Raw genomic sequence first — 20,236 nt, 5'->3', positions numbered from 1 at the left:
CAGCCGAATACTGCTTTGATCCAATGATGTCGAGCGAACACAGGCATTCGTACGCGCAAAACAAAGAATCGAGCCGGATCCGAGTCCGTCGCCGGGACTTCTCGAGCGCCCCGCAGCGGATGGCCCTTCCGCGACCGTCGCCCGACAGGACGGCCGCTCCGGCGCGGGCAGATCCTTTTATTGGCCGCGCCGTGCCCCCATTTCTGCCGACAGACGAATGGGGGCCTGCATCATGCGGTTCGAACTCTATCGGGACGCCAAGGGTGAATGGCGCTGGCGCCTCCGGGCGCGCAACGGCGAGGTGATCGCCGAATCCGGCGAAGGCTATAGCCGCCGCGAGGATTGCGAGCACGGCATCGCCCTTGTGCGCCAAAGCGCCGAGGCCCGCATCGAGGACATGACGACGAAGATCGCCTGACCGGTCGGGTCTCAACCCGCGATCAACCCTGTCCGAAACGTCGCAGCGGTTATGCTGCAACGCTTCCGCTCGCCTACGCGTTGCAGCGTTTCGAACCGGGCGGAGGGCCCTCGCTTCCCGTGCGGTTCGTCGACCAGGACGTAACCACACGAAGGGAGTCGAGACCGTGCTGAGGAAATTCCTGCTCGCGGCCCTGCTGGTGCTGGGCTTCGCGGCTGCGGCGCCGGAGGGCGCGTCCGCCGCGCCCATCGGCCCGGGGCTGGCCCTGCCCGCCGAAGCCGCGCCGGCAGTAGCCGAGAAGGCCCAGTACTACTACCGCCGCCGCTTCTACGGCCCGCGGCCCTACTGGCGCCGCCCCTATTACCGTCGCCGGTTCTACTACGGCCCGCGGCCGTTCTACCGCCGTCCCTATTACGGCCGCCGGTTCTACTACTGAGCGGTTCTCCGACCTGACCGGCCCGGCGGCTCCCTCGAGCCGCCGGGCTTTTTCATGCGCCGATTCGGGGTGCGCGCGGGCGGCCCTTGCTTTATCGTGCCGGGAACGGGACCGCCGACGGCAGATCGGTGCGCCCGAGAGGAAGCCCAATGAACGATATTGCGCAACGCGCCGAGCCTGCGGCGGCGACGCCGGACCTCTGGCAATCCATCCCGCTCGAATGCATCCTGAGTGCGGTCGCCGTGCTGCTGGCGGCGGGTCTCAAGCTCGCCGGCCTGATGTCCTGACGGCGCAGACGGGGCGGATGGACGGCATGCAGCACGTCACACTCTCACCGGCCGGAAGCGCGACACCGCCCGTGGAGGTCGATCTGCCCAAGGGCGACCTCACGGTGCGCACCATCGCCATGCCGGCCGACACCAATGCCAACGGCGACATCTTCGGCGGCTGGGTGCTCTCGCAGATGGACCAAGCCGGTGGCATCGCGGGGGTGGACCGGGCGCAGGGCCGCGTGGTCACCGTGGCGCTCGAATCCATGACCTTCATCCGGCCGGTCCGGGTCGGCGACGTGCTGTGCGTCTATACCCGGGTGGCGCATGTCGGCCGGACCTCGATGAAGATCGAAGTCGAGGCCTGGGCGCGGCGCTTCTGCACCCAGGTTCGCGAGCGGGTCACGCAGGCCACGTTCACCTTCGTGGCCATCGACGAGGCCGGCCGCCCGCGGCCGATCCCGCCGGCGGTGCCCTCGCCCTCCGCGACTACTTGATCACCCCGCAGGCGATCCGGTCGCCGGCGCCGCCGATCGGCTGGCTGGTGTGGTCGTCCTCGTTGGCGTGAATGATCAGTGCCGCGCCGTCACCATCCTTGAGGCCGCCCTCGCCGTTCAGCGGCGTCTCGCTCGAGACCTCGGCATTGGCCGAGCCGTCCTGCGCGGCGTAGAGGTTCGGCAGGTCGCCCTCGTCGGGCCCCTCGGCGTTGAGCAGCCCGTGCTTGCTCTGGTCGTGGTTCACGTGGGCCTTCGAGTTCATGAACTTCGGATCCGAGCAGTCGCCCACGGCATGGAAATGCATCCCGTGCCAGCCGGGCGGCAGACCACCGGGCTGGATCGTCACGCGCAGGACCAGGGCATTCGCCCCGTCGCGGATCGACAAGGCGCCGATCGCGTCGCCCTTGGCGTTCTTGATCGGCGCCGTGTAGGTCTCTGCCGGTTTGGCGACCTCCTTCGGAGGCTCCTGCGCCAGGGCGGCGCCGGCGGCGACAGTCCCGAGCAATGCGAGCAGCGGCAGGGTGCGGGTCATACGGTGGCTCTCCTCTCCGGCCCGGTCTAGTTAGGGAGCGCGCCGGCCTTCGACAGGGCGGCGGCCCGAAACCTCCGTCGCAGATCTGCCGGGACCGCACGAAGCCCTGATGACCCGAGACCGGCCTATCCCGGACCGCGCGCCGCCCACGGACGATCCGTCCCCGCGTCGCGCCGACCTGTTCCTCGTGGCGCACGGCCACTTTGAGAGCCGGGCCCGGGCCCAGGCTGCGATCCGCGCCGGGCTCGTGCGGGTCGACGGGCACCCGCTCGCCCGCCCCTCGGACACGATCGCCCCGGGGGCACGGGTCGAGGCGGAATCCGAGCATCCCTACGCCTCCCGCGGCGGCATGAAGCTCGCCGCCGCCCTGGATGCGTTCGGCCTCGACCCGGCCGGCCGTACCGGCCTCGACGTCGGCGCCTCGACGGGCGGCTTTACCGACGTGCTGCTGGCCCGCGGCGCCCGCCACGTCCACGCGCTGGATGTGGGCCGGGGGCAATTGCATCCGCGCCTCGCCGGGGATCCGCGGGTGACCAACCGGGAGGGGACCGACATCCGCGTCCTCGACCCGGACGCCCTCGTCCCGCGCCCCGATCTCGCCAGCGTGGACGTGAGCTTCATCGGTCTGCGCCTCGTCCTGCCGGTCCTGCCGCCGCTGCTCGCCCCGGGAGCGGAGGTCGTCGCGCTGATCAAGCCGCAATTCGAGGCTGGGCGCGGGCGGGTCGGCCGCGGCGGCCTCGTGCGCGACCCGGCGGTCCACGCAGAAGTCTGCGCGGCCATCCGCAAAACCCTGGAGGCGCTCGGCGCCGAAATCCTGGGCCTCATCGACTCGCCGGTGCCGGGCGGCGACGGCAATGCCGAGTTCCTGATCGGTGCGAGGTTGCCGTGAGCGAGACAGCCGACATCGAGACGGTCACGATCCGCGACCTCGGCACCCGCGGCGACGGGATCGCCGAGGATGGGATCCTCGTGCCCTACACCTTGCCCGGGGAACGCGCGGAAATCCGCCGGGAGGCGCGGCGAGGCGACCTCATCGCCGTCACGCAGGCCTCCCCCGACCGGGTCGCGCCGTTCTGCCCGTACTACATGCGCTGCGGCGGCTGCCGCACCCAGCACCTCGCGCGGCCCGCGGAACTCGCCTGGAAGCGCGGCCTCGTCGCGCAGGCCCTGTCCCAGGCCCGCCTCGACGTGGCCCCTGCCCCGATCATCGACGCGCACGGGACCGGGCGTCGCCGCCTCACACTGCACGTGCGGGAGATCGATGGCCGTGCCGAGGCCGGGCTGATGGCGGCGCGCAGCCACGCGCTGGTCCCGATCGACCATTGCCCGATCACCGTGCCGGCGCTGCACGCGGCCCCTGCGGTGGCGCGCCGCCTCGCCGCCCCCCTGGGCCATGGGCGCAAGCCCCTCGACGTGGCCGTTACCGCCACCGACCAGGGCCTGGACGTCGATCTGCGCGGCCACGGCCCGGTGAGCGCCGGCGTGGGCACCGCGCTGGTGCGGATCGCCGGCGAACTCGGCCTCGCCCGCCTCTCCCTCCACGGCGAGCGGCTCATGGAGGCCGAGCCGGTCTCGGTCACTGCCGACGCGATCCGCCTCTACCCGGCGCCCGGCGGATTCCTGCAGGCGACCGCCGCCGGACAGGCGACGCTCTGCGATCTCACCCTGACGGCCCTCGGCCCCCGTGTCCGACGTGTCGCCGACCTGTTCGCGGGCTGCGGGCCGTTGAGCCTGGCGATCGCCCGGACGGCCGCCGTTCACGCCGTCGAGTCCGACGCCGCCGCCCTGGCCGGGCTCGAACGATCCGCGCGCATGGCCTCGGGCCTGCGCAGGATCACCACCGAGCGCCGCGACCTGTTCCGGCGGCCCCTGCTCCCCCTCGAACTCGAGGCCTTCGATGCGGTGGTGTTCGACCCGCCCCGGGCCGGCGCGGAGGCCCAGGCCCGCCAGCTCGCCGCCGCGCGCGTGCCCCTCGTGATCGGTGTCGCCTGCGACGCCGGCACCTTCGCCCGGGATGCGGCGACGCTGGTTGCCGGCGGCTACCGGCTGGAGGCCGTCACGCCGGTGGACCAGTTCCGCCATTCGGGCCATGTTGAGATGGTTGGCGTGTTCCGACGCGAGCCGGCGCGGCGCCGATGAGGCAAGCAACCCGCAGTGAAGTTCGGCGTTCTCTCGAAGACTGGAGAGGTTCCATGAGCCGAGGATATTTTCGTCTCGCAGGTCTGGCCGCGCTGAGTCTCACCCTCTCGGCTCCCCTCGCGGCACAGACGGTCGCGCCCGATCAGACGGGCACCGGCGGCGGCCCGGCCTCGACGATCACGGCGCCGAACACCAACAGCCTCGGCGTCACCAAGCCGCCGGGCACGTCGCTCGGGGCCGCCGAAGTGCCGTCCCGCACGGAGGAGCGGCGCGAGCGCGCCCTGACCGATCGGATCGAACGCAGCATCTGCGACGGCTGCAACTGAGCCTGGGTCCTGGGCACTCGCTCGCGGTCGGCGGACCTTGCCGCCGCAGGGTCGTCCTGGGCCGGGCGGCAGGCGACCACCGCCGCCAGGGTGAGCCCGGCTCGCCGGACGCGGGGACGATGCCACCCGGACCGAGCAGGCGCCTCTCCGGGCGGCGATGGCCGAATTCGGCGGGATCGCCCAGACGACGGTCGGCTGACGGCGCCCAGGCCGGACGAACCGGTTGCGCCCGCGGCGGTCCATGAGACGGTCCATGAGAGGGCGCGCGACCGCTCCGTCACCCCTATTCAGCGCCCTTTCGACCCCAAGGCCCTCGGCGAGGCGGCGACCGGCCCCGCACCGACCGACCCCGAGCTGTTCCGAGGGATTGGGCGGCGATGTCACGGAAGCGTCAGAAAACAGCGCCACATCCGCGGCACAGCTTGCATCGATCGTCGCGGTGCCGGATGCGGGCTGCGGCCCTGCGCTGTCCCGTGACCGATCCGTATCCGAGACCTGCTCGTGATCTTCATCCACCAGCCCGCCATCGGCGCCGGAGCCACGCTGCTTGAACGCCGCGTCATCGATCTCCAGGACACGATCCCCGAAGACACCGTCTGGCTCGACCTGATCCGCCCGAGCCGCGAGGAGGAGCTGAAGGTCGAGGCCTTCGCCGGCATCGAGGTGCCGACCCGCGAGGAGATGAAGGACATCGAGCCCTCGGAGCTGCTCTACGTGGAAGACGGCGCCCGCTACATGACCGGGCGCGTGCTCTCGAAGGTCAGCGATGCCGAGGAGCCGGGCCTCGCCGGCATCACCTTCATCCTGCGCGGCAACCGGCTCGTCACCGTGCGCCACGAGGAGCCGCAGGCCTTCCGCATGTACACGCAGCGCGCCGGGCGCTCGATGGGCAACGGCAGCGCGTCGGCCACCTCGGGCGAGACCATCCTGGCCGGGCTGATCGAGGCGGTGATCGACCGGGCCGCCGACGTGCTCCAGCTCCAGGGCGAACGCATCGACCGCCTGTCGGGCAAGATCTTCGAAGTGCAGGAGGATCCGTCCGCCCGCAACACCGCCCTTCAGGACACGTTACGCGCCCTCGGCCGGCACGGCGATCTCATCTCCAAGCAGCGGGAGAGCCTCGTCTCCATGGAGCGTATTCTGCTCTCGCTGTCGGCGACCTACCGGACCAACAAGGCCCCGCGCGATCTGCGCGAGGATGTCCGCTCCACCCTGCGGGATCTGCAATCCCTCGAGGAGCATGCCACCTTCCTGTCCACGAAAATTCAATTTTTGCTCGACGCAACACTCGGTCTTGTCAATCTTGAACAGAACAACATCATCAAGCTGTTCTCGGTCATGGCGGTCGTCTTCATGCCGCCGACGCTGATCGCGTCGATCTATGGCATGAATTTTAAAGCCATACCCGAACTAGATTTCTCATTCGGATACCCGATGGCGCTGGTCATGATGGTTGTCGCAGCGGTATTCCCTTACTTTTTCTTTCGCTGGAAGAAGTGGCTTTAACGGCAAAGTCTGCTCCAGGACCGGAAAAATATTAAGGTCTCTGCGGGAGCATGGTGAGACCTGCAGGCGCGGCATGGCCGCGATGACGGAACCTCCCATGCGTTTCTCCCTGAAAACGGTTCTCGCCGGTGCGATCGGCCTGCTTGCCCTCGCCGCCGTCGGCCAGGGAATCGCCAGTGTCGTGAGCCTGTCGGAGATCGAGCGCAACGCCGCGGCGATCTCCCAGCAGGCCCTGCCCACGCAGAACCAGGCCGAGGCCATCGGGACGGCCGTGCGGGACGCCCGCCTGCGGCTCTACCGCCTCGCGGTGGCCTCGCCCGACGCGGCAGCCCTGGACAAGAACCAGACCGCGCTCACCGACACCCTCGGCGAGCTTTCCGGCCTCCGTCAGGCTTACCAGGAGCGCCTGACGGGTTCCCAGGACCGGGAGATCTACGAGCGCTTCACCACCGCCTGGAACGCCTACCAGAACGTGCAGCTACAGGTGGTCGAGCTGATGATCGCAGGCGATCAGCCGGGCGCGCTCGCGCTGGTGCTGGACCCCGCGACGGGTGCGCAGAACGATGCCGCGGTGGCGAGCCTGACCGAGTCCATCGCCTCTGCCCGGGCACAGACCGCGGCCAATGTCGCCGTGACCGTGCAGGCGGCGACGCGCGCCAATCTGATCGCGATGGCCGCCACCGTGGTGGGCCTCGTGGTCGCCGCCGCCGCGATGCTGTTCGCCCTGTTCGGGATCGCGCGCCCGATCGAGCGCATGACCGGGGCGATGGGCCGCCTCGCCCAGGGCGACGAGAGCGTGCCAGTCCCGCACACCGGGCGCCGCGACGAGATCGGCGCGATGGCGGCGGCCGTACAGGTCTTCAAGGACAACCTGATCCACACCCGCGCCCTGGAGCGGGAGACGGCCCAGGCCCGGGAGGGCGCCGAGGCGCAGCGCCGGCGGGCCGTTCACGCCCTGGCCGAGTCCTTCGAGGCCGCGGTCGGCGGCGTGCTGACGCGGGTGGCGGACGCCGCCCTCGGCCTGCGGGCCGAGGCCGAGGCGATGACCAGCACGGCCACGCACACGGCCGAGCGCTCGGCCACGGTGGCGGGGGCCGCGCAGGAGGCCGCCCAGCATGTCGGCACCGTCGCGGCGGCCGCGGAGGAACTCGGCGCCTCGGTGCAGGAGATCGGCCGCCAGGTGGACGGGTCTGCCGAACTCGCCCGGAGCGCGGTGGTCCAGGCCGGCGCCACCGCCGGCCTCGTGCAGGACTTGAGCACGGCGGCGGGCCGGATCGGCGATGTCGTGCGCCTCATCACCGACATTGCAGGCCAGACGAACCTGCTGGCGCTCAACGCCACGATCGAGGCGGCCCGCGCCGGCGATGCGGGACGCGGCTTCGCGGTGGTCGCCAGTGAGGTGAAGCAGCTCGCCGCCCAGACCGCCAAGGCCACCGAGGAGATTGCCGGTCAGGTCGGCCGAATCCAGGGCGCCACCGGACAGACCGTGGACGCCATCGACGGCATCGCATCCCGCATCCGCGAGATCGATGGCGTGGCGACCTCGATCGCGGCCGCCGTCGAGCAGCAGGGCGCGGCGACCCGGGAGATCGCCCGGAACGTCGCCGAGGCCGCATCCGGAACCGGCGCGGTCACCGGGACGATCGACGCAGTGGCGCGGGCGGCCGACGACACGGGCTCGGCCGCCACACGGATGCTCGCCTCGGCGACAAGCCTTTCGGAAGAGACCGCCGAGCTGCGGCGAGAGATCGACGGCTTCCTGCACACCGTGCGCGCGGCCTGACGCTCAGCCGGGGCTCGACAGCTTCATCAGGACGAGCCCGGACCCGATCAGGCCGGCCGCGAGGATCCGGCTGGCGCTCGCCTGCTCGCCGAGCACGGCGATGCCGACCAGGAAGGCGCCGACCGCGCCGATGCCGGTCCAGATCGTGTAGGCGGTTCCCAGGGGCAACGTGCGCATCGCCAGCGCCAGGAAGCCGACACTGCCGGCCATCGACACGGCCATGATCGCGGTCGGCCACAAGCGCGTGAAGCCGTCCGACTGCTTCATCGCGTAGGCCCAGACGACCTCGAGGACGCCCGCGATGACGAGAGAGATCCAGGCCATGGCGGCCCTCCTGAAAGGGCCGGGCCGTCCCGGACTTGTGCCCCGTTAACCGGAGGGAGGACGTGGCCTCGCGCGGGATCAGCTAAGGTTTACGGGGGACGGCGGCAAGGGCGCCGCACGGGCCCGATCCACGGACCTTATCATGAGGTGACCGCGAAGCGGGCCTGGAAGGCGGCCTCCCGGAAGCGCGCCGCCCGGTGGCGGTCTCGTTCGAGACCAAAGCTGCGCTCCGGCACCTCGGGACGAGGGCGCGGGTCGGATGACCCGAACCGACGCCCCGTCACGCCACCGCAGCCAGGTGCTTCACCTCGGCCCGCGCCACAACCTTGCCCACGGGCGGCGCCTTGCAGGTCTCAGCCTCGGGGGCCAGGACCGGCGGCTGCACCCAGCGGCCGGCGTCGAGGTCCGCGATCCGGCTGTTGATCTCGCGGATGACGTACCGCGAGAACGGGTAGACGTGCAGGTAGATCACCATGTTGGTGACCACCGCCTCCAGGGCGGCCGGATTGCGCCGGGCGGTCTCCAGGAACACACTCCAGAAGTGCTTGGCGAGCTCGGGACGGCGCACGGTCATCCGCCAGCACACGCGCAGCAGCGAATAGAGATCGTGGGCGATGTGGCGCCAGTTCAGCTTCTGGGCGGCGAATTTCGGCCGCTTCACCTGCCGCGCGACCACCCGGACCCGGTCGAAGAAGTTCGGCGGGTCGTAGATCTCCTGGAGGACGTCGCGGTAATCGGCCAGCACGTCGCGCTGCGGGCGCAAGGTCACGAAGTTGATGCCCTGCGTGCACTGGTCGCCCTGGTCGGCCGTGGTCGCCGCGTAGTTCTCGTAGAGGCGGCCCTCCTTGCGCAGGCGGCGCGAGAGCTGCGTGTTCGGCAGCGCGAAGAGCAGGCCGACCATGGCGATCGGGATGCCGGTCTGGCTGATACACAGCGACATCGCCTTGCTGATGCTGTCCTTCTCGGTGTCGAAGCCGACGATGAAGCCGGCCGTGACGAACATGCCGTGCTCGTAGAGCTTGTGCACGCTGTCGGCGATCGAGCGCTTGGTGTTCTGCTTCTTCTGCGTCTGGATCAGCGTCGCCTCGTCGGGCGTCTCGATCCCGGTGAACAGGGCGAAGAAGTTCGCGTCCCGCATCATCCCGAGCAGCTCGTCGTCGTCCGCGAGGTTCAGCGAGGCCTCGGTGGAGAACTTGAACGGGTAGCCGTGATCCTCCTGCCACTTGATCAGGTGCGGCAGGAACAGCTTGATGGCCTTCTTGTTGCCGATCAGGTTGTCGTCGACGAAATCGACATGGCCGCGGTAGCCGAGGCCGTAGAGCCGGTCGAGCTCCGCCAGCATCTGCGGCGTGGTCTTGGTCCGCGGGGCGCGGCCGTAGAGCTCGATGATGTCGCAGAACTCGCAGGTGAACGGGCAGCCGCGGGAGAACTGGACGCCGATGTAGAGGTAGTGGCTGAAGGTCAGCAGGTCGAAGCGCGGGATCGGGCTCGTGGTGACGTCGGCCTTGAACTTCTCGGCCGTGAGCCGGCCGCGGCGCTCGCCGGCCTCCCAGGCGGCCACGAACTTGTCGAGGATGCCCTCGGCCTCGCCCAGCACCAGGAAGTCGGCCTTGTCGTAGACCTCGGGCGTCGAGGTCGGCGCGGGGCCGCCCACGCAGACCGGGGTGCCGAGCGCCACGCAGCGGTCGATGACCACGAGGCAATCCGGCTCCTGGGGGAGCATGCCGCCGGTCATCACGAGGTCGGCGGCGCGGATCTGCTCGTCGGTCAGCTCCTCGCAATTGCGGTTGACGAGCGACACCTGCCAGGCCGGCGGCAGCATCGCGGCCAGCGTGATGAGGCCGAGCGGCGGCGCGGGCGCGCGGGCGCCCTGCAGCTCCATGGCCTCTTTGAAGTTCCACATGGAGTTTTCGTAGAACTTCGGGAACACCATCAGCACGCGCGGGGCCGTGTTCGCTTCCGACATGCCAGTTTCCCTCGTCCACACATACCCGGCCCCGCCGGCTCCAGACGGAACCGGGTGCAGGATCGCCCTCTGACCTGCGGGTCAATTAAGGCCGTTTTTCGCTCCCGCAGCAATCGGCACCGCCAATCCCGACAGGACGCCGGACCGAACGCCGAAAATCGCCCCGCCGGGGAGCGTTGAGGCTCGTGTGGCCCGTCCGTCGGGAGCGTGCGCCGGTTCCACGACACGCCTGACAAGGCTCCGTCACGGCCCGACCCGGAACCGCTCCGGCTGCGTCCCGTCGGCGTCCGTGAAGCCGTAGATCCGGGCGAGGTCGCCGGCATGCAGCACCGCGCCGGCCCGGGCGGCGATATCCGGATCTGCCGCCAGCGCCGCCAGCGCCCGGCCGGCATAGAGCGGGCTCTCGGTGGCGTGCACCTCCTGGCCGAGATCGCGCGCCCGCTCGGTGGCGACGAAGCCCGGTGAGAGGCCGAGGGCGGTGACGCCGTGGGGCGCGAGTTCGCGGGCGAAGGCCAGGGTCAGCCGATTGGTGGCGGCCTTGGCGGAATCGTAGAACACGTCACCGAGGTAATCCTCGGTCCCGAAGGAGACGAGCGCCAGCAGCCCGGTCCGCGCCGCCACCAGGGCGGGGGCGACCGCGCGGGCGAGCAGCAGGGCCGGCAGCGGCCCGGCTTCGAGCAGCCCGAGATACGGCTCGGCCGAGCGGCGCCAGAACGGCGTGCCCCATCCGGCCCCGTCCGGGTAGCGCTCGCCGTCATAGCCCTCGTTGCCGCTCCACACGCTGCAGGCCACGACGTCGATCCGACCGAACCGGCGCAGGGTCCAGTGGACCAGCGCGTCGGTGGCGCGCTCGGAGCGGTGGTCGCAGAGGTAATGGTGACCCCGCCCGCCGGCCGCGTCGACCATGCGGGCGGTGTCCTCGATCGCCTCCGGGCGCATCTCGGTGCGCGGGCCGGTCTCGCTGGAGCGCGCCGTGACGATCACCGTGGCCCCGGCCTCTCCCAGCGCCCGGGCGAGCCCCCGGCCGACGCCCCGCGACGCGCCCGCCACGAGGCAGATCTTCTTGGAGAGGTCGGGCGGGCTCACGCCGAGACGGGCTTGGTGCGGTTGAGGAAGGCGGCGAGCCGCTCCTGGGATTCGGGCGAGCGCAGCTGCGCGTCGAAGGCCTTGGCCTCCGCTTCGAGGGCGGCCTCGACCTGCGCCTGATCGCCCCGGATCAGCGCCCGGGTTGCCGCCAGCGCCCCGCGGGGCAGGGCGGCGAGGCGCGCCGCCTGCGCGACCGCCTGCTCCACCAGCATGTAGGCCGGCAGCACCGCGTTGACGAGGCCGAGCGCCTGCGCCTCGTCGGCCTCGAGCGGCCGGGACAGGAGCAGCAGCTCGGTCGCCCGGAGGCGCCCGACCCGCAGGGGCAGCAGGTAGCTCGAGGCCGCCTCCGGCACGAGGCCGAGTTCGACGAAGGGCATGCGCAGCCGCGCCGCCGGGCTCGCATAGACGAGGTCGCAATGCAGGCAGAGCGTCGCGCCGATGCCCACCGCGATCCCGTCGACCGCCGCCACCATCGGGGTTCGGGTGCGGGCGAGCTGGCGGATGAAGGCCAGCGCCGGCGAGGCGCTGAACCCGTCCCCGGCACGATCCCCGGAGGACTGGCCCATGAAGTCGGCGAGGTCGTTGCCGGCGCTGAACATGCCGGGCTGCCCGGCGAAGACCACGGCGCCGATCCGGTCCGAGGCGTCGGCCTCGACCAGAGCTGCACGCATCGCGTCGTACATGGCGCCGGTGAGCGCGTTCTTCTTCTCCGGGCGGTTCAGGGTGATCAGGCGGACGCCGCCCGAGAGGTCGTCGATCGCGACGGGTTCGGCCATAATCCGCTCCTCAAACCGCCAGCGCCAGGGGGGCGTCGTCCGTGAAGGCGCCGCCCGCCACGACGGTTTGCTCCAGGCCGCCGGCTGCGGTGAGCAGGTTCTCGGCGTAGAACCGGGCGAGCGCGATGCGGGCGGCCTGCGCCGGATCGGTCTCGCCGGCCTTCAGGGCGGCGCTGGCGGCGAGCGCGCTGCGGGCGAGGCAGGCGCCCCCGAGCGTCAGGCCGAACAGGCGCAGATATGGCGTCGCGCCCGCCAGCGCCGCCTCGGGGCGGTTGGAGCTCAGCGCGGCGAGCTGGTGGCTCGTGGCCCGGTCGAGGCTGCCGATCCCGTCGCGCAGCCGTGCCGCCATGTGGCCGAAGGCGGGATCGCCGGCCTTGAGCAGGCCCTCGGCCGCCCGGCGCATCCAGGCGATCTGTGACCGGGCCGTGGCGCCGCCGTTCAGCGGCAGCTTGCGGGCGGTGAGGTCGATCGCCTGGATGCCGTTGGTGCCCTCGTAGATGCCGAGGATGCGGGCGTCGCGCATGAGCTGCGCCGCCCCGGTCTCCTCGACGAAGCCCATGCCGCCATGGACCTGCACGCCGAGCGAGGTCACCTCGTTGGCGAGGTCCGTCGCGAAGGCCTTCGCCACCGGCGTCAGAAGCGAGGCGCGGTCCAGGGCGGGTTGCCCCTCGGGGCCCTTCGACGCGTCGAGGGCGGCGGCGGTGAGGTAGCAGATGGCGCGTGCCGCGGCCGTGTACGCCTTCATGGTCAGCAGCATCCGCTGCACGTCCGGATGCGCCACGATCGGGCTCGTCGCCTCGTCGGCCCCGATGGCCTTACCCTGGCGCCGCTCTTGCGCGTAGGCGAGCGCCCGCTGGGTCGCGGCCTCGGCCACGCCGACGCCCTGCAGGCCGACGTTGAGCCGCGCCGCGTTCATCATCGTGAACATGCAGGCGAGGCCCTTGTTCTCCTGGCCGATCAGCCAGCCGGTGGCGCCGCCATCGTCGCCGAAGGCCATGGAGCAGGTCGGCGAGGCGTGGATGCCGAGCTTGTGCTCGATGCCGGAGCAGCGCAGGTCGTTGCGGGTCCCGTCCGGCAGCACCTTCGGCACCAGGAACAGGGAGATGCCCCGCGTGCCGGCGGGCGCGTCGGGCAGCCGGGCCAGGACGAGGTGGACGATGTTGTCGGCGAGATCGTGCTCGCCGTAGGTGATGTAGATCTTGGACCCGGTGATTCGGTAGGTGCCGTCGCCCGCAGGTTCGGCCCGGGTGCGCAGCAGGGCGAGGTCGGAGCCCGCCTGCGGCTCGGTCAGGTTCATCGTGGCGGGCCATTCCCCCGAGACCAGCTTCTCGAGGTAGCGCGCCTTCAGGTCGTCGGAGCCGTGGGCCGCGAGCGCCTCGATGCCGCCCTGGGTCAGGAGCGGGCAGAGGCCGAAGGCGAGGTTGGCGCCGTTCCACATCTCGGTGCAGGCGGCCTCGATCAGCTTCGGCAGGCCCTGGCCGCCATGGTCGGCCTCGGCCGAGAGCCCGTTCCAGCCGCCCTCCGTGAAGGTGCGGTAGGCCTCGCGCCAGCCGGGCGGCGTGGTGACCCGCCCCTCCGCGAAGGGGGTGCCGTGCCGGTCGCCGACCCGGTTGAGCGGCGCGATCACGCCGGCGGCGATCCGCCCGGCCTCGCTCAGGATCGCCTCGGCGTCGTCCGGATCGACGGAATCGAGCCCGGCCACGTGCCGGAGGGTGAAGAGCATCTCGGGGACCGGGGCGCGGTAACTCATACGATCCTCCCGTGTTGCGGCCCGCCCGCTCGTTCGATCCGGGGCGGGTTTGACCGCGCCCGCGCACCGGCGCTAGGGCGGGGCGAGGATAGGCGCGCGGGGCTCGCATCGCCATGACCTCGGAGACGGCTTCCCGCATGAATGATCCCGGGTCAACGGGTCCGACCGCGACCCGCCGGCTTCCTCCCGACGCGGCCGGCATCGCGGAGGCCGCCGCGCTCCTGCGGGCGGGGCGCCTCGTCGCCTTCCCCACCGAGACGGTCTACGGGCTCGGGGCGGACGCGACCCATGCCGCCGCGGTGGCGGGCATTTTCGCCGCCAAGGATCGGCCGCGCTTCAACCCGCTGATCTCGCATCTGGCCGATGCGGACGCGGCCCTGGCGGAGGGGGTCTTCGACGCGCAGGCCCGCCGCCTCGCCACGGCTTTCTGGCCGGGTCCCCTGACCCTGGTCGTCCCGGCCCATCCGGGCACGCGGGTCTGCGACCTCGCCCGCGCCGGCCTGCCGAGCCTCGCCCTGCGGGTGCCGGCGCACCCGCTCGCCCAGGCGCTCCTCGCGGAAGTCGGCCGTCCGGTGGCGGCGCCCTCGGCCAACCGCTCCGGGCGGGTGAGCCCGACCCGGGCCGCCCATGTCCTCGACGATCTCGCCGGGCGGATCGCCGCGGTGCTCGACGGTGGCGACACGATGGTGGGCGTCGAGTCGACGGTGGTGGCCTGCCTCGGCGGCGCGCCGCGGCTGCTGCGGCCGGGCGGCATCACGCGGGCGGCGCTCCGGGACGTGCTCGGCCTCGATCCGGCATCTCCGGAGGCGGCCGACGCCGACAGGCCGGCAGGCCCCGGCATGCTCGCCTCGCATTACGCGCCCCGGGCGCGGGTCCGCCTGGATGCGGTGCGGATCGAGTCCGGCGAGGCGGTGCTGCTGTTCGGCGCCGAGCGCCCGGCCGGTCACGAAACCGCGCGGGCCAGCCTCAACCTAAGCCCGTCGGGCGATCCCGCGGAGGCCGCGGCCCGCCTGTTCGGCGCCCTGCGCGACCTCGATGCCTCAGGGGCCGGCACCATCGCGGTGGTGCCGATTCCGGAAGACGGCCTCGGCGAGGCGATCCGCGACCGCCTCGCCCGGGCCGCCGCGCCCCGCTGACGGCGCAGAAATTTTTGCCGGCAGCGGAACAGATGTCGGCCTGATCCGTTTATTGATCACGAAGGCCTTCTCAGCCCCCAATGGCCTTTTTCCTTTCAGGCTCGGAGCAATCCGAGCCTTTTTTCTTGCCTTCTCAGTCTCGGGCCAGCTTGGCGGCAATGCCGGCCACATGGCGACCCTGGAAGCGGGCCCCCTCCAGTTCCACGGCGCTCGGCTGGCGGGATCCGTCACCATCCGCGATCGTGCTGGCTCCGTAGGGCGTTCCGCCCTTGACCGCCTCGACACCGCCCTGGCCCTGGAAGCTGTAGGGCAGGCCGACCACCACCATGCCGTGGTGGAACAGCACCGTGTGGAAGCTCGTCAGCGTCGTCTCCTGGCCGCCATGCTGCGAGGCCGTCGAGGTGAAGACGGAGCCGACCTTGCCGACCAGCGCGCCCTTCATCCAGAGACCGCCGGTCTGGTCGATGAACTGCTTCATCTGCGACGCCATGTTGCCGTAGCGGGTCGGCGTGCCGAAGATGATGGCGTCGTACTGCGCCAGTTCGTCCACGGTGGCGATCGGGGCCGCCTGATCGAGCTTGAAATGGCTCTGCCGGGCGACCTCCTCCGGGACCAGCTCCGGTACCCGCTTCACGACGACCTCGGCCCCGGTCTCGCGGGCGCCCTCGGCGACCGCGTAGGCCATCTGCTCGACGTGACCGTAGGTCGAGTAGTACAGCACCAGAACCTTGGCCATGGACGGGTCTCTCCTGTGTGTCGGGCGGCCGAATCGTCGGCCAGCGTCGTGCCCCTCCATCGCGCATTTGGCGCCTTGCAAGAATGCCCCACCATGCAAGAGTGATCTTGCGCAGACGCAAGGACCCGGGTGTGGCGCTCGACTGGGACGAGTTTCGGTTCGCAAAGGCCGTGGCCGACCGCGGCGGCCTGACCGCGGCGGCGGCGGACCTCGGCATCAACCACTCGACGGCGTTTCGACGCCTCGCGGCCCTGGAGGCGAAGCTTGATACGCGCCTGTTCGAGCGGCTGCGCACGGGCTACGTGCCGACCCCTGCCGGACAGGCGATGATCGCGGCGGCCGCGCGGATCGAGGCGGACGTGGCGCGGTTCACCCGCGTGGTCGCCGGCCAGGGCGAAACCCCGTCCGGCGAATTGCGGGTGACCGCGCCGGCCGGCTTCGCCGCAGAGCTGCTGATGCCGATGCTCGCGAGCTTCACGGAGCGGTACCCCGACATCCGGATCGAGCTGATCCTCGCCGAGGCGACGCTCAACCTGTCGCGCCGGGATGCCGACGTCGCGATCCGGATCAGCCGCGAGCCGAGCGAGACTCTGGTCGGGCGGCGTCTCGCAGTCACGGCGTGGGGGGTCTACGGCCGGGCCGACCGCGCCTATGGCGACCTCGCCCGGGAGGCGTGGATCAGTCCGGGACCGCTGGTGGCAGGGGGCTCGTTCATGCGCTTCGTGGAGGCGCGGGTGCCGCCCGACCACATCCGCCTCCGGCTCAACGCGGTGATCGGCCTGGAGGCGGCCGTGCAGGCCGGCCTGGGAATCGGCCCGCTCCCCTGCTTCACCGCCGACGTCAATCCGGCACTGCAACGCCTGTCCGGGCCGCATCCGGAGCTGGGGGCGGATCTCTGGATCCTGACGCATCCGGACCTGCGCCACGCGGCACGGGTCCGGGTCTTCATGGAACATATTGCCGAGGCGCTGTTGCCCCTGCGACCGCGCTTCGAAGGCCGATGAACCGGCTCAGCGGATCTCCGCCACCTCGACCTCATTGCCGTTCACCTCGACCACGTCACCGATCGTCTTGCCGGTGATCGCCCGGGCGAGCGGCGCCACGTAGGAGATCGAACCCTTGTGCGGATCGGCTTCGTCCTCGCCGACGATCCGGAACGTCTGGCGGGTCTCCTTGCCGGACTCATCCTCCCGGATCACCGTGACGGTGGAGCCGAACTGAACCGTGTCGCCGGCCTTGGGCTCGACGAGCTGCGCGGTGTTCTTCCGGGCCGCCCAGTAGCGCAGGTCGCGCCCGATGCGGGAATCCTCCGCCTTGTCGGCAGGATCCAGCGAGGCGACTTCCTTCTCCAGGCGGGCAACTTCGGCCTCGATCTGCGCGAGGCCTTCCGGCGTCACGAAATTCGTGTGCGGCGAGATCGGCCGATCCGGCAGATTCTCGAACGCTTCTCCACCCTCGGGCTCTTTGACGAATGCAACGCTCATGAAAACATCAACACGCGATGCACGGCAAAGGTTCCGGGGCCGCGGCAAAATTCCGGTCCAGCCCGGTGCCGGGACGGGTTAGCCGAAACCCCTGAGGATCAGCGAGGACCGCCCGCCCGATCCACCTCCACCACGATCCGCCCGCGCACCTTCCCGGCCAGGATCTCCGCGCCGAGCCGGCCGACTTCCTCCAGGGGGACACGGCTCGTCATGGCGGCGAGCTTGCCCAGATCGAGATCCCGGGCGAGCCGCGCCCAGGCCTCGCGACGCTTCGGCTGTGGGGTCGTGACGCTGTTGATGCCGAGCAGCGAGACGCCGCGGAGGATAAACGGCGCCACCGAGGTCGGCAGATCCATGCCCTGCGCCAACCCGCAGGCGGCGACGGCGCCGTCCGCCTTGGTCATGGCCAGCACGTTGGCGAGCGTCGTGGAGCCGACCGCATCGACCCCCGCGGCCCAGCGCTCCTTGCCGAGCGGCTTGCCGGGCTTCGACAACTCGGCCCGGTCGAGGATCTCCGCAGCGCCGAGGCCCTTCAGGTAGTCGGATTCGCCGTCCCGGCCCGTAGAGGCGATGACGTGCCAGCCCGCCCGCGCGAGGAGGGCCACGGCGACCGAGCCGACGCCCCCGGAGGCGCCGGTGACGATGACCGGGCCGTGCTCCGGCGTCACGCCGTGGGCCTCGAGGGCCATGCAGCACAGCATCGCCGTGTAGCCGGCGGTGCCCACCGCCATGGCCTGCTCGGGCGTGAGTCCCTGGGGTAGCGGCACCAGCCAGTCGCCCTTCACCCGGGCGCGCTGGGCGTAGGCGCCGAGATGCGTCTCGCCGACGCCCCAGCCGGTGAGCACCACCGCGTCGCCCGGCTTGTATTCGGGATGGTCCGAAGTCTCGACGATCCCCGAGAAATCGATGCCGGGGATCATCGGGAAGCGGCGCACCACCGGCGACGTGCCGGTGAGGGCGAGGCCATCCTTGTAGTTCAGGGTCGAGTGCGTCACCCGCACGGTGACGTCGCCGTCCATCAGGTCGGCGTCGTCGAAGTCCTTGAAGGCGAGGCTCTGGCCGGCCTCATTCTTCTCGACCACCCAGGCCTTGAACGTCCCCATCGTCACCTCCCGTGTTGCGCGGTGAGGTGTCGCCGGGACGTCCGGAATCAAGCCTTCGCGGCCGGATCAGTACCCCTCGTACCGGCTGCCCGTGTAGAAGCCGAGCCCGACGCCGATATCCGAAGAACTGGCCCCCGTGATGCCGACGGCGTCCGGGATCGAGCCGACCAGCGGGCCACCGTAAGAGGCCGGCCGGTAACCGTAGCCGCCGCCGACCGGCACCCAGCCGGCCCGGGCGGGCGCCACGAGAACCCGGCGGCTGACGCTGGCGTATTCCGGCGGGATCGTCTCGGGGATCGATTGCGCCGGACGGACCAGCACGGTCCGCGTGCGCACGGCGAAGCGCGGCGGCGTGGTGACCCAGCAGCCAATCAGCTCACCGCCGGGACCGCGGCTCGTCTGCCAGTAGCGGCCACCCGGCGAGACCATCACGCGCTCGGACACCGTATCGTAGACTGGCGGGGTGGTCCGATAGACGGTGCGGGGCGGACGGACCAGCACGTTCTCCTGCACGGTGTCGTAGACCGGCGGCGTGACGACGTGGCGGTAGCATTCGGAGCCGTAACAGCCGCCGGCCTGGGCGGGTGCGGCAAGGAGAACGCCGCCGAGGGCGGCGGCCAGGAGAGCGGTGCGAGCGACCGGCGCGGTCATGGAAGTCCTCTGATACGCATTACAACGAGAAGCGGCGCGCAAGCGGCGCTCGTCTCGACGTACCAGAGGCCAGACTCGTTGCCCGGCGCGCAAGCATTATCGGGAACGAAGGTAAAATTAACCCTTGGTTTCGACTGCTTAGTCGTCGCCTACCTAGGTAGCATTGTTCGAATTTTCCACAGTCTCTCTTACGAAGTCAGGCCAGAGCCGCCTCAGGTCTGACCCGCCCGGAGCTGGTAGAAGATGTGCCGGCCGATCACGTCCATCTTGCGCAGGCGGCGCGCCCAGCCCGGACGGACGTAGTCGGCGTGGTAGTGGGTCGCGGCGCCGACCTCGGCGAGGTAGGTCCGGCCCTCGATCACCGAGCGGGCGATGCGGGTCGCCGATTCCCAGGCGCCGGCATCGGTGATGCGCAGGGACTTGCCCTCGCAGGCGAAGGAGAACTGGCAGCCCATGTAGTGGTGCCGGTTCTGGTAGACGACGCCGCAGACGCTCGCCGGGTAGAGGCCGCTCTTCACGCGGTTGAGCACCACCTGGGCGACGGCGGCCTGGCCGGCCTCCGGCTCGCTCCGGGCCTCGAAATAGACCGCCTCGGAGAGGCAACGCTGCTCCTTGTCGAGGGCGTTCGGGTCGATCAGGTCGGCGTAGCGCCGGCGCGCATCCTCGGGCACCGGCTGGGCGCTGTCCGGGCGCTCCGTGCGGATCGCGAAATCGGGGAGCGCGAGACTCGCCGCGGCGATCTCCACGGGGATCGCGTCCGCGGGCGCCGGCGTCGTGGACGAGAGGGCGATGGCGCGGGGCACCGGCGGGGTCGAGCCGTCGAAGCGCTCGGGCCCGCCATCCGCGGTGAGGTCGGCCGTGCCTTCGCCCGTGGAGGCGGCCGTGCCGGCGCCGGTGGTCAGGCCGAGATCGGGCACGGGGACGAAACCGGCCTCCGGCTCGGAATCCGGATCCCAGACCGCAGCCCCCTGCGTCAGCACGCCGGTGACGCTGCCGGTGACGTCGCCGAACACCAGGGCGCCGCCGGGCTCCCGCAGGTTGGCGGCCCGGCGGGCGAAGCTCTCGGCCGGCGGCCGGGTGGGGTTGCCCTTGCCGCCCCGCTGCACAACCGGGAAGACGTGCGCACCGGTCTTGAACACCGTCTGGGGCGGCTCGTCACCGAGGCGGCGCAGGGCGGATCCGATCAGCAGGGTGCCGGGCGGCAGGGGCGGAACGGTCTCGGCATCGATCACCCCGAGCCGGCTCGCCCCGATGGCGTTCTCCGTGCCGGCATCGGCCGTGAACGACACCAGCAGGCCGAGCCCGACCATCCAGGGCG

22 protein-coding genes are annotated in these 20,236 nt (G+C 71.1%); 11 read left to right on the top strand and 11 right to left on the bottom strand.

Annotated features, from left to right (window positions below):
* Positions 1 to 232: 232 nt before the first annotated feature.
* The 4 genes from ABIC70_RS11445 (at position 233) to ABIC70_RS11430 (ending at position 1,620) form a co-directional block, all read left to right on the top strand.
* Positions 233 to 418: a YegP family protein gene (locus ABIC70_RS11445; protein ID WP_043385745.1), complete on the top strand. Its 186-nt coding sequence runs from the start codon at positions 233 to 235 to the stop codon at positions 416 to 418.
* A 166-nt stretch (positions 419 to 584) separates the two neighbouring features.
* Entirely contained in the window at positions 585 to 854 is a 270-nt protein-coding gene (locus ABIC70_RS11440; protein WP_043385676.1) for a hypothetical protein, read from the top strand.
* Between the two features lie 149 nt (positions 855 to 1,003).
* On the top strand, positions 1,004 to 1,141 hold the full coding sequence (locus ABIC70_RS11435; protein ID WP_164706365.1) for a hypothetical protein: 138 nt from the start codon (positions 1,004 to 1,006) through the stop codon (positions 1,139 to 1,141).
* A gap of 26 nt (positions 1,142 to 1,167) precedes the next feature.
* Positions 1,168 to 1,620, top strand: coding sequence for an acyl-CoA thioesterase (locus ABIC70_RS11430; protein WP_051976177.1), 453 nt, complete (start codon positions 1,168 to 1,170; stop codon positions 1,618 to 1,620).
* Here the strand turns inward: ABIC70_RS11430 and ABIC70_RS11425 are convergent.
* Complete coding sequence (locus tag ABIC70_RS11425) at positions 1,613 to 2,152, bottom strand: superoxide dismutase family protein (protein ID WP_043348341.1); 540 nt, start codon at positions 2,150 to 2,152, stop codon at positions 1,613 to 1,615. The two genes, ABIC70_RS11430 and ABIC70_RS11425, sit on opposite strands and share 8 nt — an antisense overlap.
* A gap of 109 nt (positions 2,153 to 2,261) precedes the next feature.
* Between ABIC70_RS11425 and ABIC70_RS11420 the strand changes: the two genes are divergently transcribed.
* The 5 genes from ABIC70_RS11420 to ABIC70_RS11400 all read left to right on the top strand — a co-directional run bounded on the left by ABIC70_RS11420 (position 2,262) and on the right by ABIC70_RS11400 (position 7,906).
* Entirely contained in the window at positions 2,262 to 3,041 is a 780-nt protein-coding gene (locus ABIC70_RS11420; protein ID WP_075380836.1) for a TlyA family RNA methyltransferase, read from the top strand.
* Positions 3,038 to 4,291 carry a class I SAM-dependent RNA methyltransferase gene (locus tag ABIC70_RS11415; protein ID WP_287089336.1) on the top strand — a complete coding sequence of 418 codons (1,254 nt, stop codon included), beginning with the start codon at positions 3,038 to 3,040 and terminating at the stop codon, positions 4,289 to 4,291. Before ABIC70_RS11420 ends, ABIC70_RS11415 begins: the two co-directional genes overlap by 4 nt.
* A 53-nt stretch (positions 4,292 to 4,344) precedes the next feature.
* A complete protein-coding gene (locus ABIC70_RS11410) occupies positions 4,345 to 4,617 on the top strand; it encodes a hypothetical protein (RefSeq protein WP_043348336.1) in 273 nt (90 codons plus the stop codon).
* A 501-nt stretch (positions 4,618 to 5,118) separates the two neighbouring features.
* Positions 5,119 to 6,123, top strand: coding sequence for a magnesium transporter CorA family protein (locus ABIC70_RS11405; RefSeq protein ID WP_043348324.1), 1,005 nt, complete (start codon positions 5,119 to 5,121; stop codon positions 6,121 to 6,123).
* A 97-nt stretch (positions 6,124 to 6,220) separates the two neighbouring features.
* On the top strand, positions 6,221 to 7,906 hold the full coding sequence (locus ABIC70_RS11400; RefSeq protein ID WP_354439754.1) for a methyl-accepting chemotaxis protein: 1,686 nt from the start codon (positions 6,221 to 6,223) through the stop codon (positions 7,904 to 7,906).
* Positions 7,907 to 7,909: 3 nt separating this feature from the next.
* Here ABIC70_RS11400 and ABIC70_RS11395 read toward each other — a convergent pair whose 3' ends face one another.
* From ABIC70_RS11395 to ABIC70_RS11375, 5 genes are all read right to left on the bottom strand, one after another.
* Positions 7,910 to 8,230, bottom strand: coding sequence for a DMT family transporter (locus tag ABIC70_RS11395; RefSeq protein WP_043348319.1), 321 nt, complete (start codon positions 8,228 to 8,230; stop codon positions 7,910 to 7,912).
* Positions 8,231 to 8,510: 280 nt separating this feature from the next.
* On the bottom strand, positions 8,511 to 10,196 hold the full coding sequence (locus ABIC70_RS11390; RefSeq protein ID WP_043348316.1) for a B12-binding domain-containing radical SAM protein: 1,686 nt from the start codon (positions 10,194 to 10,196) through the stop codon (positions 8,511 to 8,513).
* A gap of 243 nt (positions 10,197 to 10,439) precedes the next feature.
* The gene (locus ABIC70_RS11385) at positions 10,440 to 11,246 is read right to left on the bottom strand and encodes an SDR family NAD(P)-dependent oxidoreductase (protein WP_043348313.1); all 807 of its coding nucleotides are present in this window, start codon (positions 11,244 to 11,246) and stop codon (positions 10,440 to 10,442) included.
* Between the two features lie 32 nt (positions 11,247 to 11,278).
* Positions 11,279 to 12,058, bottom strand: coding sequence for an enoyl-CoA hydratase-related protein (locus ABIC70_RS11380; RefSeq protein ID WP_354439753.1), 780 nt, complete (start codon positions 12,056 to 12,058; stop codon positions 11,279 to 11,281).
* A 10-nt stretch (positions 12,059 to 12,068) separates the two neighbouring features.
* Positions 12,069 to 13,808: an acyl-CoA dehydrogenase family protein gene (locus ABIC70_RS11375; protein WP_354439752.1), complete on the bottom strand. Its 1,740-nt coding sequence runs from the start codon at positions 13,806 to 13,808 to the stop codon at positions 12,069 to 12,071.
* A 137-nt stretch (positions 13,809 to 13,945) separates the two neighbouring features.
* On the opposite strand from ABIC70_RS11375, the gene ABIC70_RS11370 reads away from it, so the two are divergent.
* On the top strand, positions 13,946 to 14,944 hold the full coding sequence (locus tag ABIC70_RS11370) for an L-threonylcarbamoyladenylate synthase (protein WP_179697185.1): 999 nt from the start codon (positions 13,946 to 13,948) through the stop codon (positions 14,942 to 14,944).
* Positions 14,945 to 15,077: 133 nt separating this feature from the next.
* Here ABIC70_RS11370 and wrbA read toward each other — a convergent pair whose 3' ends face one another.
* A complete protein-coding gene (gene wrbA, locus ABIC70_RS11365) occupies positions 15,078 to 15,680 on the bottom strand; it encodes an NAD(P)H:quinone oxidoreductase (RefSeq protein WP_043348306.1) in 603 nt (200 codons plus the stop codon).
* A gap of 131 nt (positions 15,681 to 15,811) precedes the next feature.
* Between wrbA and ABIC70_RS11360 the strand changes: the two genes are divergently transcribed.
* Entirely contained in the window at positions 15,812 to 16,684 is an 873-nt protein-coding gene (locus ABIC70_RS11360) for a LysR family transcriptional regulator (RefSeq protein ID WP_111473622.1), read from the top strand.
* A 6-nt stretch (positions 16,685 to 16,690) separates the two neighbouring features.
* Here ABIC70_RS11360 and greA read toward each other — a convergent pair whose 3' ends face one another.
* From greA to ABIC70_RS11340, 4 genes are all read right to left on the bottom strand, one after another.
* Positions 16,691 to 17,164, bottom strand: coding sequence for a transcription elongation factor GreA (greA, locus tag ABIC70_RS11355; protein WP_274926751.1), 474 nt, complete (start codon positions 17,162 to 17,164; stop codon positions 16,691 to 16,693).
* A 98-nt stretch (positions 17,165 to 17,262) separates the two neighbouring features.
* Complete coding sequence (gene acuI, locus ABIC70_RS11350; RefSeq protein WP_043348299.1) at positions 17,263 to 18,267, bottom strand: acrylyl-CoA reductase (NADPH); 1,005 nt, start codon at positions 18,265 to 18,267, stop codon at positions 17,263 to 17,265.
* A 66-nt stretch (positions 18,268 to 18,333) separates the two neighbouring features.
* A complete protein-coding gene (locus ABIC70_RS11345) occupies positions 18,334 to 18,918 on the bottom strand; it encodes a hypothetical protein (protein ID WP_043348296.1) in 585 nt (194 codons plus the stop codon).
* A gap of 212 nt (positions 18,919 to 19,130) precedes the next feature.
* A complete protein-coding gene (locus tag ABIC70_RS11340) occupies positions 19,131 to 20,228 on the bottom strand; it encodes a cell wall hydrolase (protein WP_043348328.1) in 1,098 nt (365 codons plus the stop codon).
* Positions 20,229 to 20,236: the final 8 nt, after the last annotated feature.

It is taken from the genome of Methylobacterium sp. 1973 (assembly GCF_040545035.1).
GTDB classification, from domain to species: domain Bacteria; phylum Pseudomonadota; class Alphaproteobacteria; order Rhizobiales; family Beijerinckiaceae; genus Methylobacterium; species Methylobacterium fujisawaense.
The sequence above is the reverse complement of the archived record's forward strand: the minus strand, read 5'-3'. Positions and strand labels throughout refer to the sequence as shown.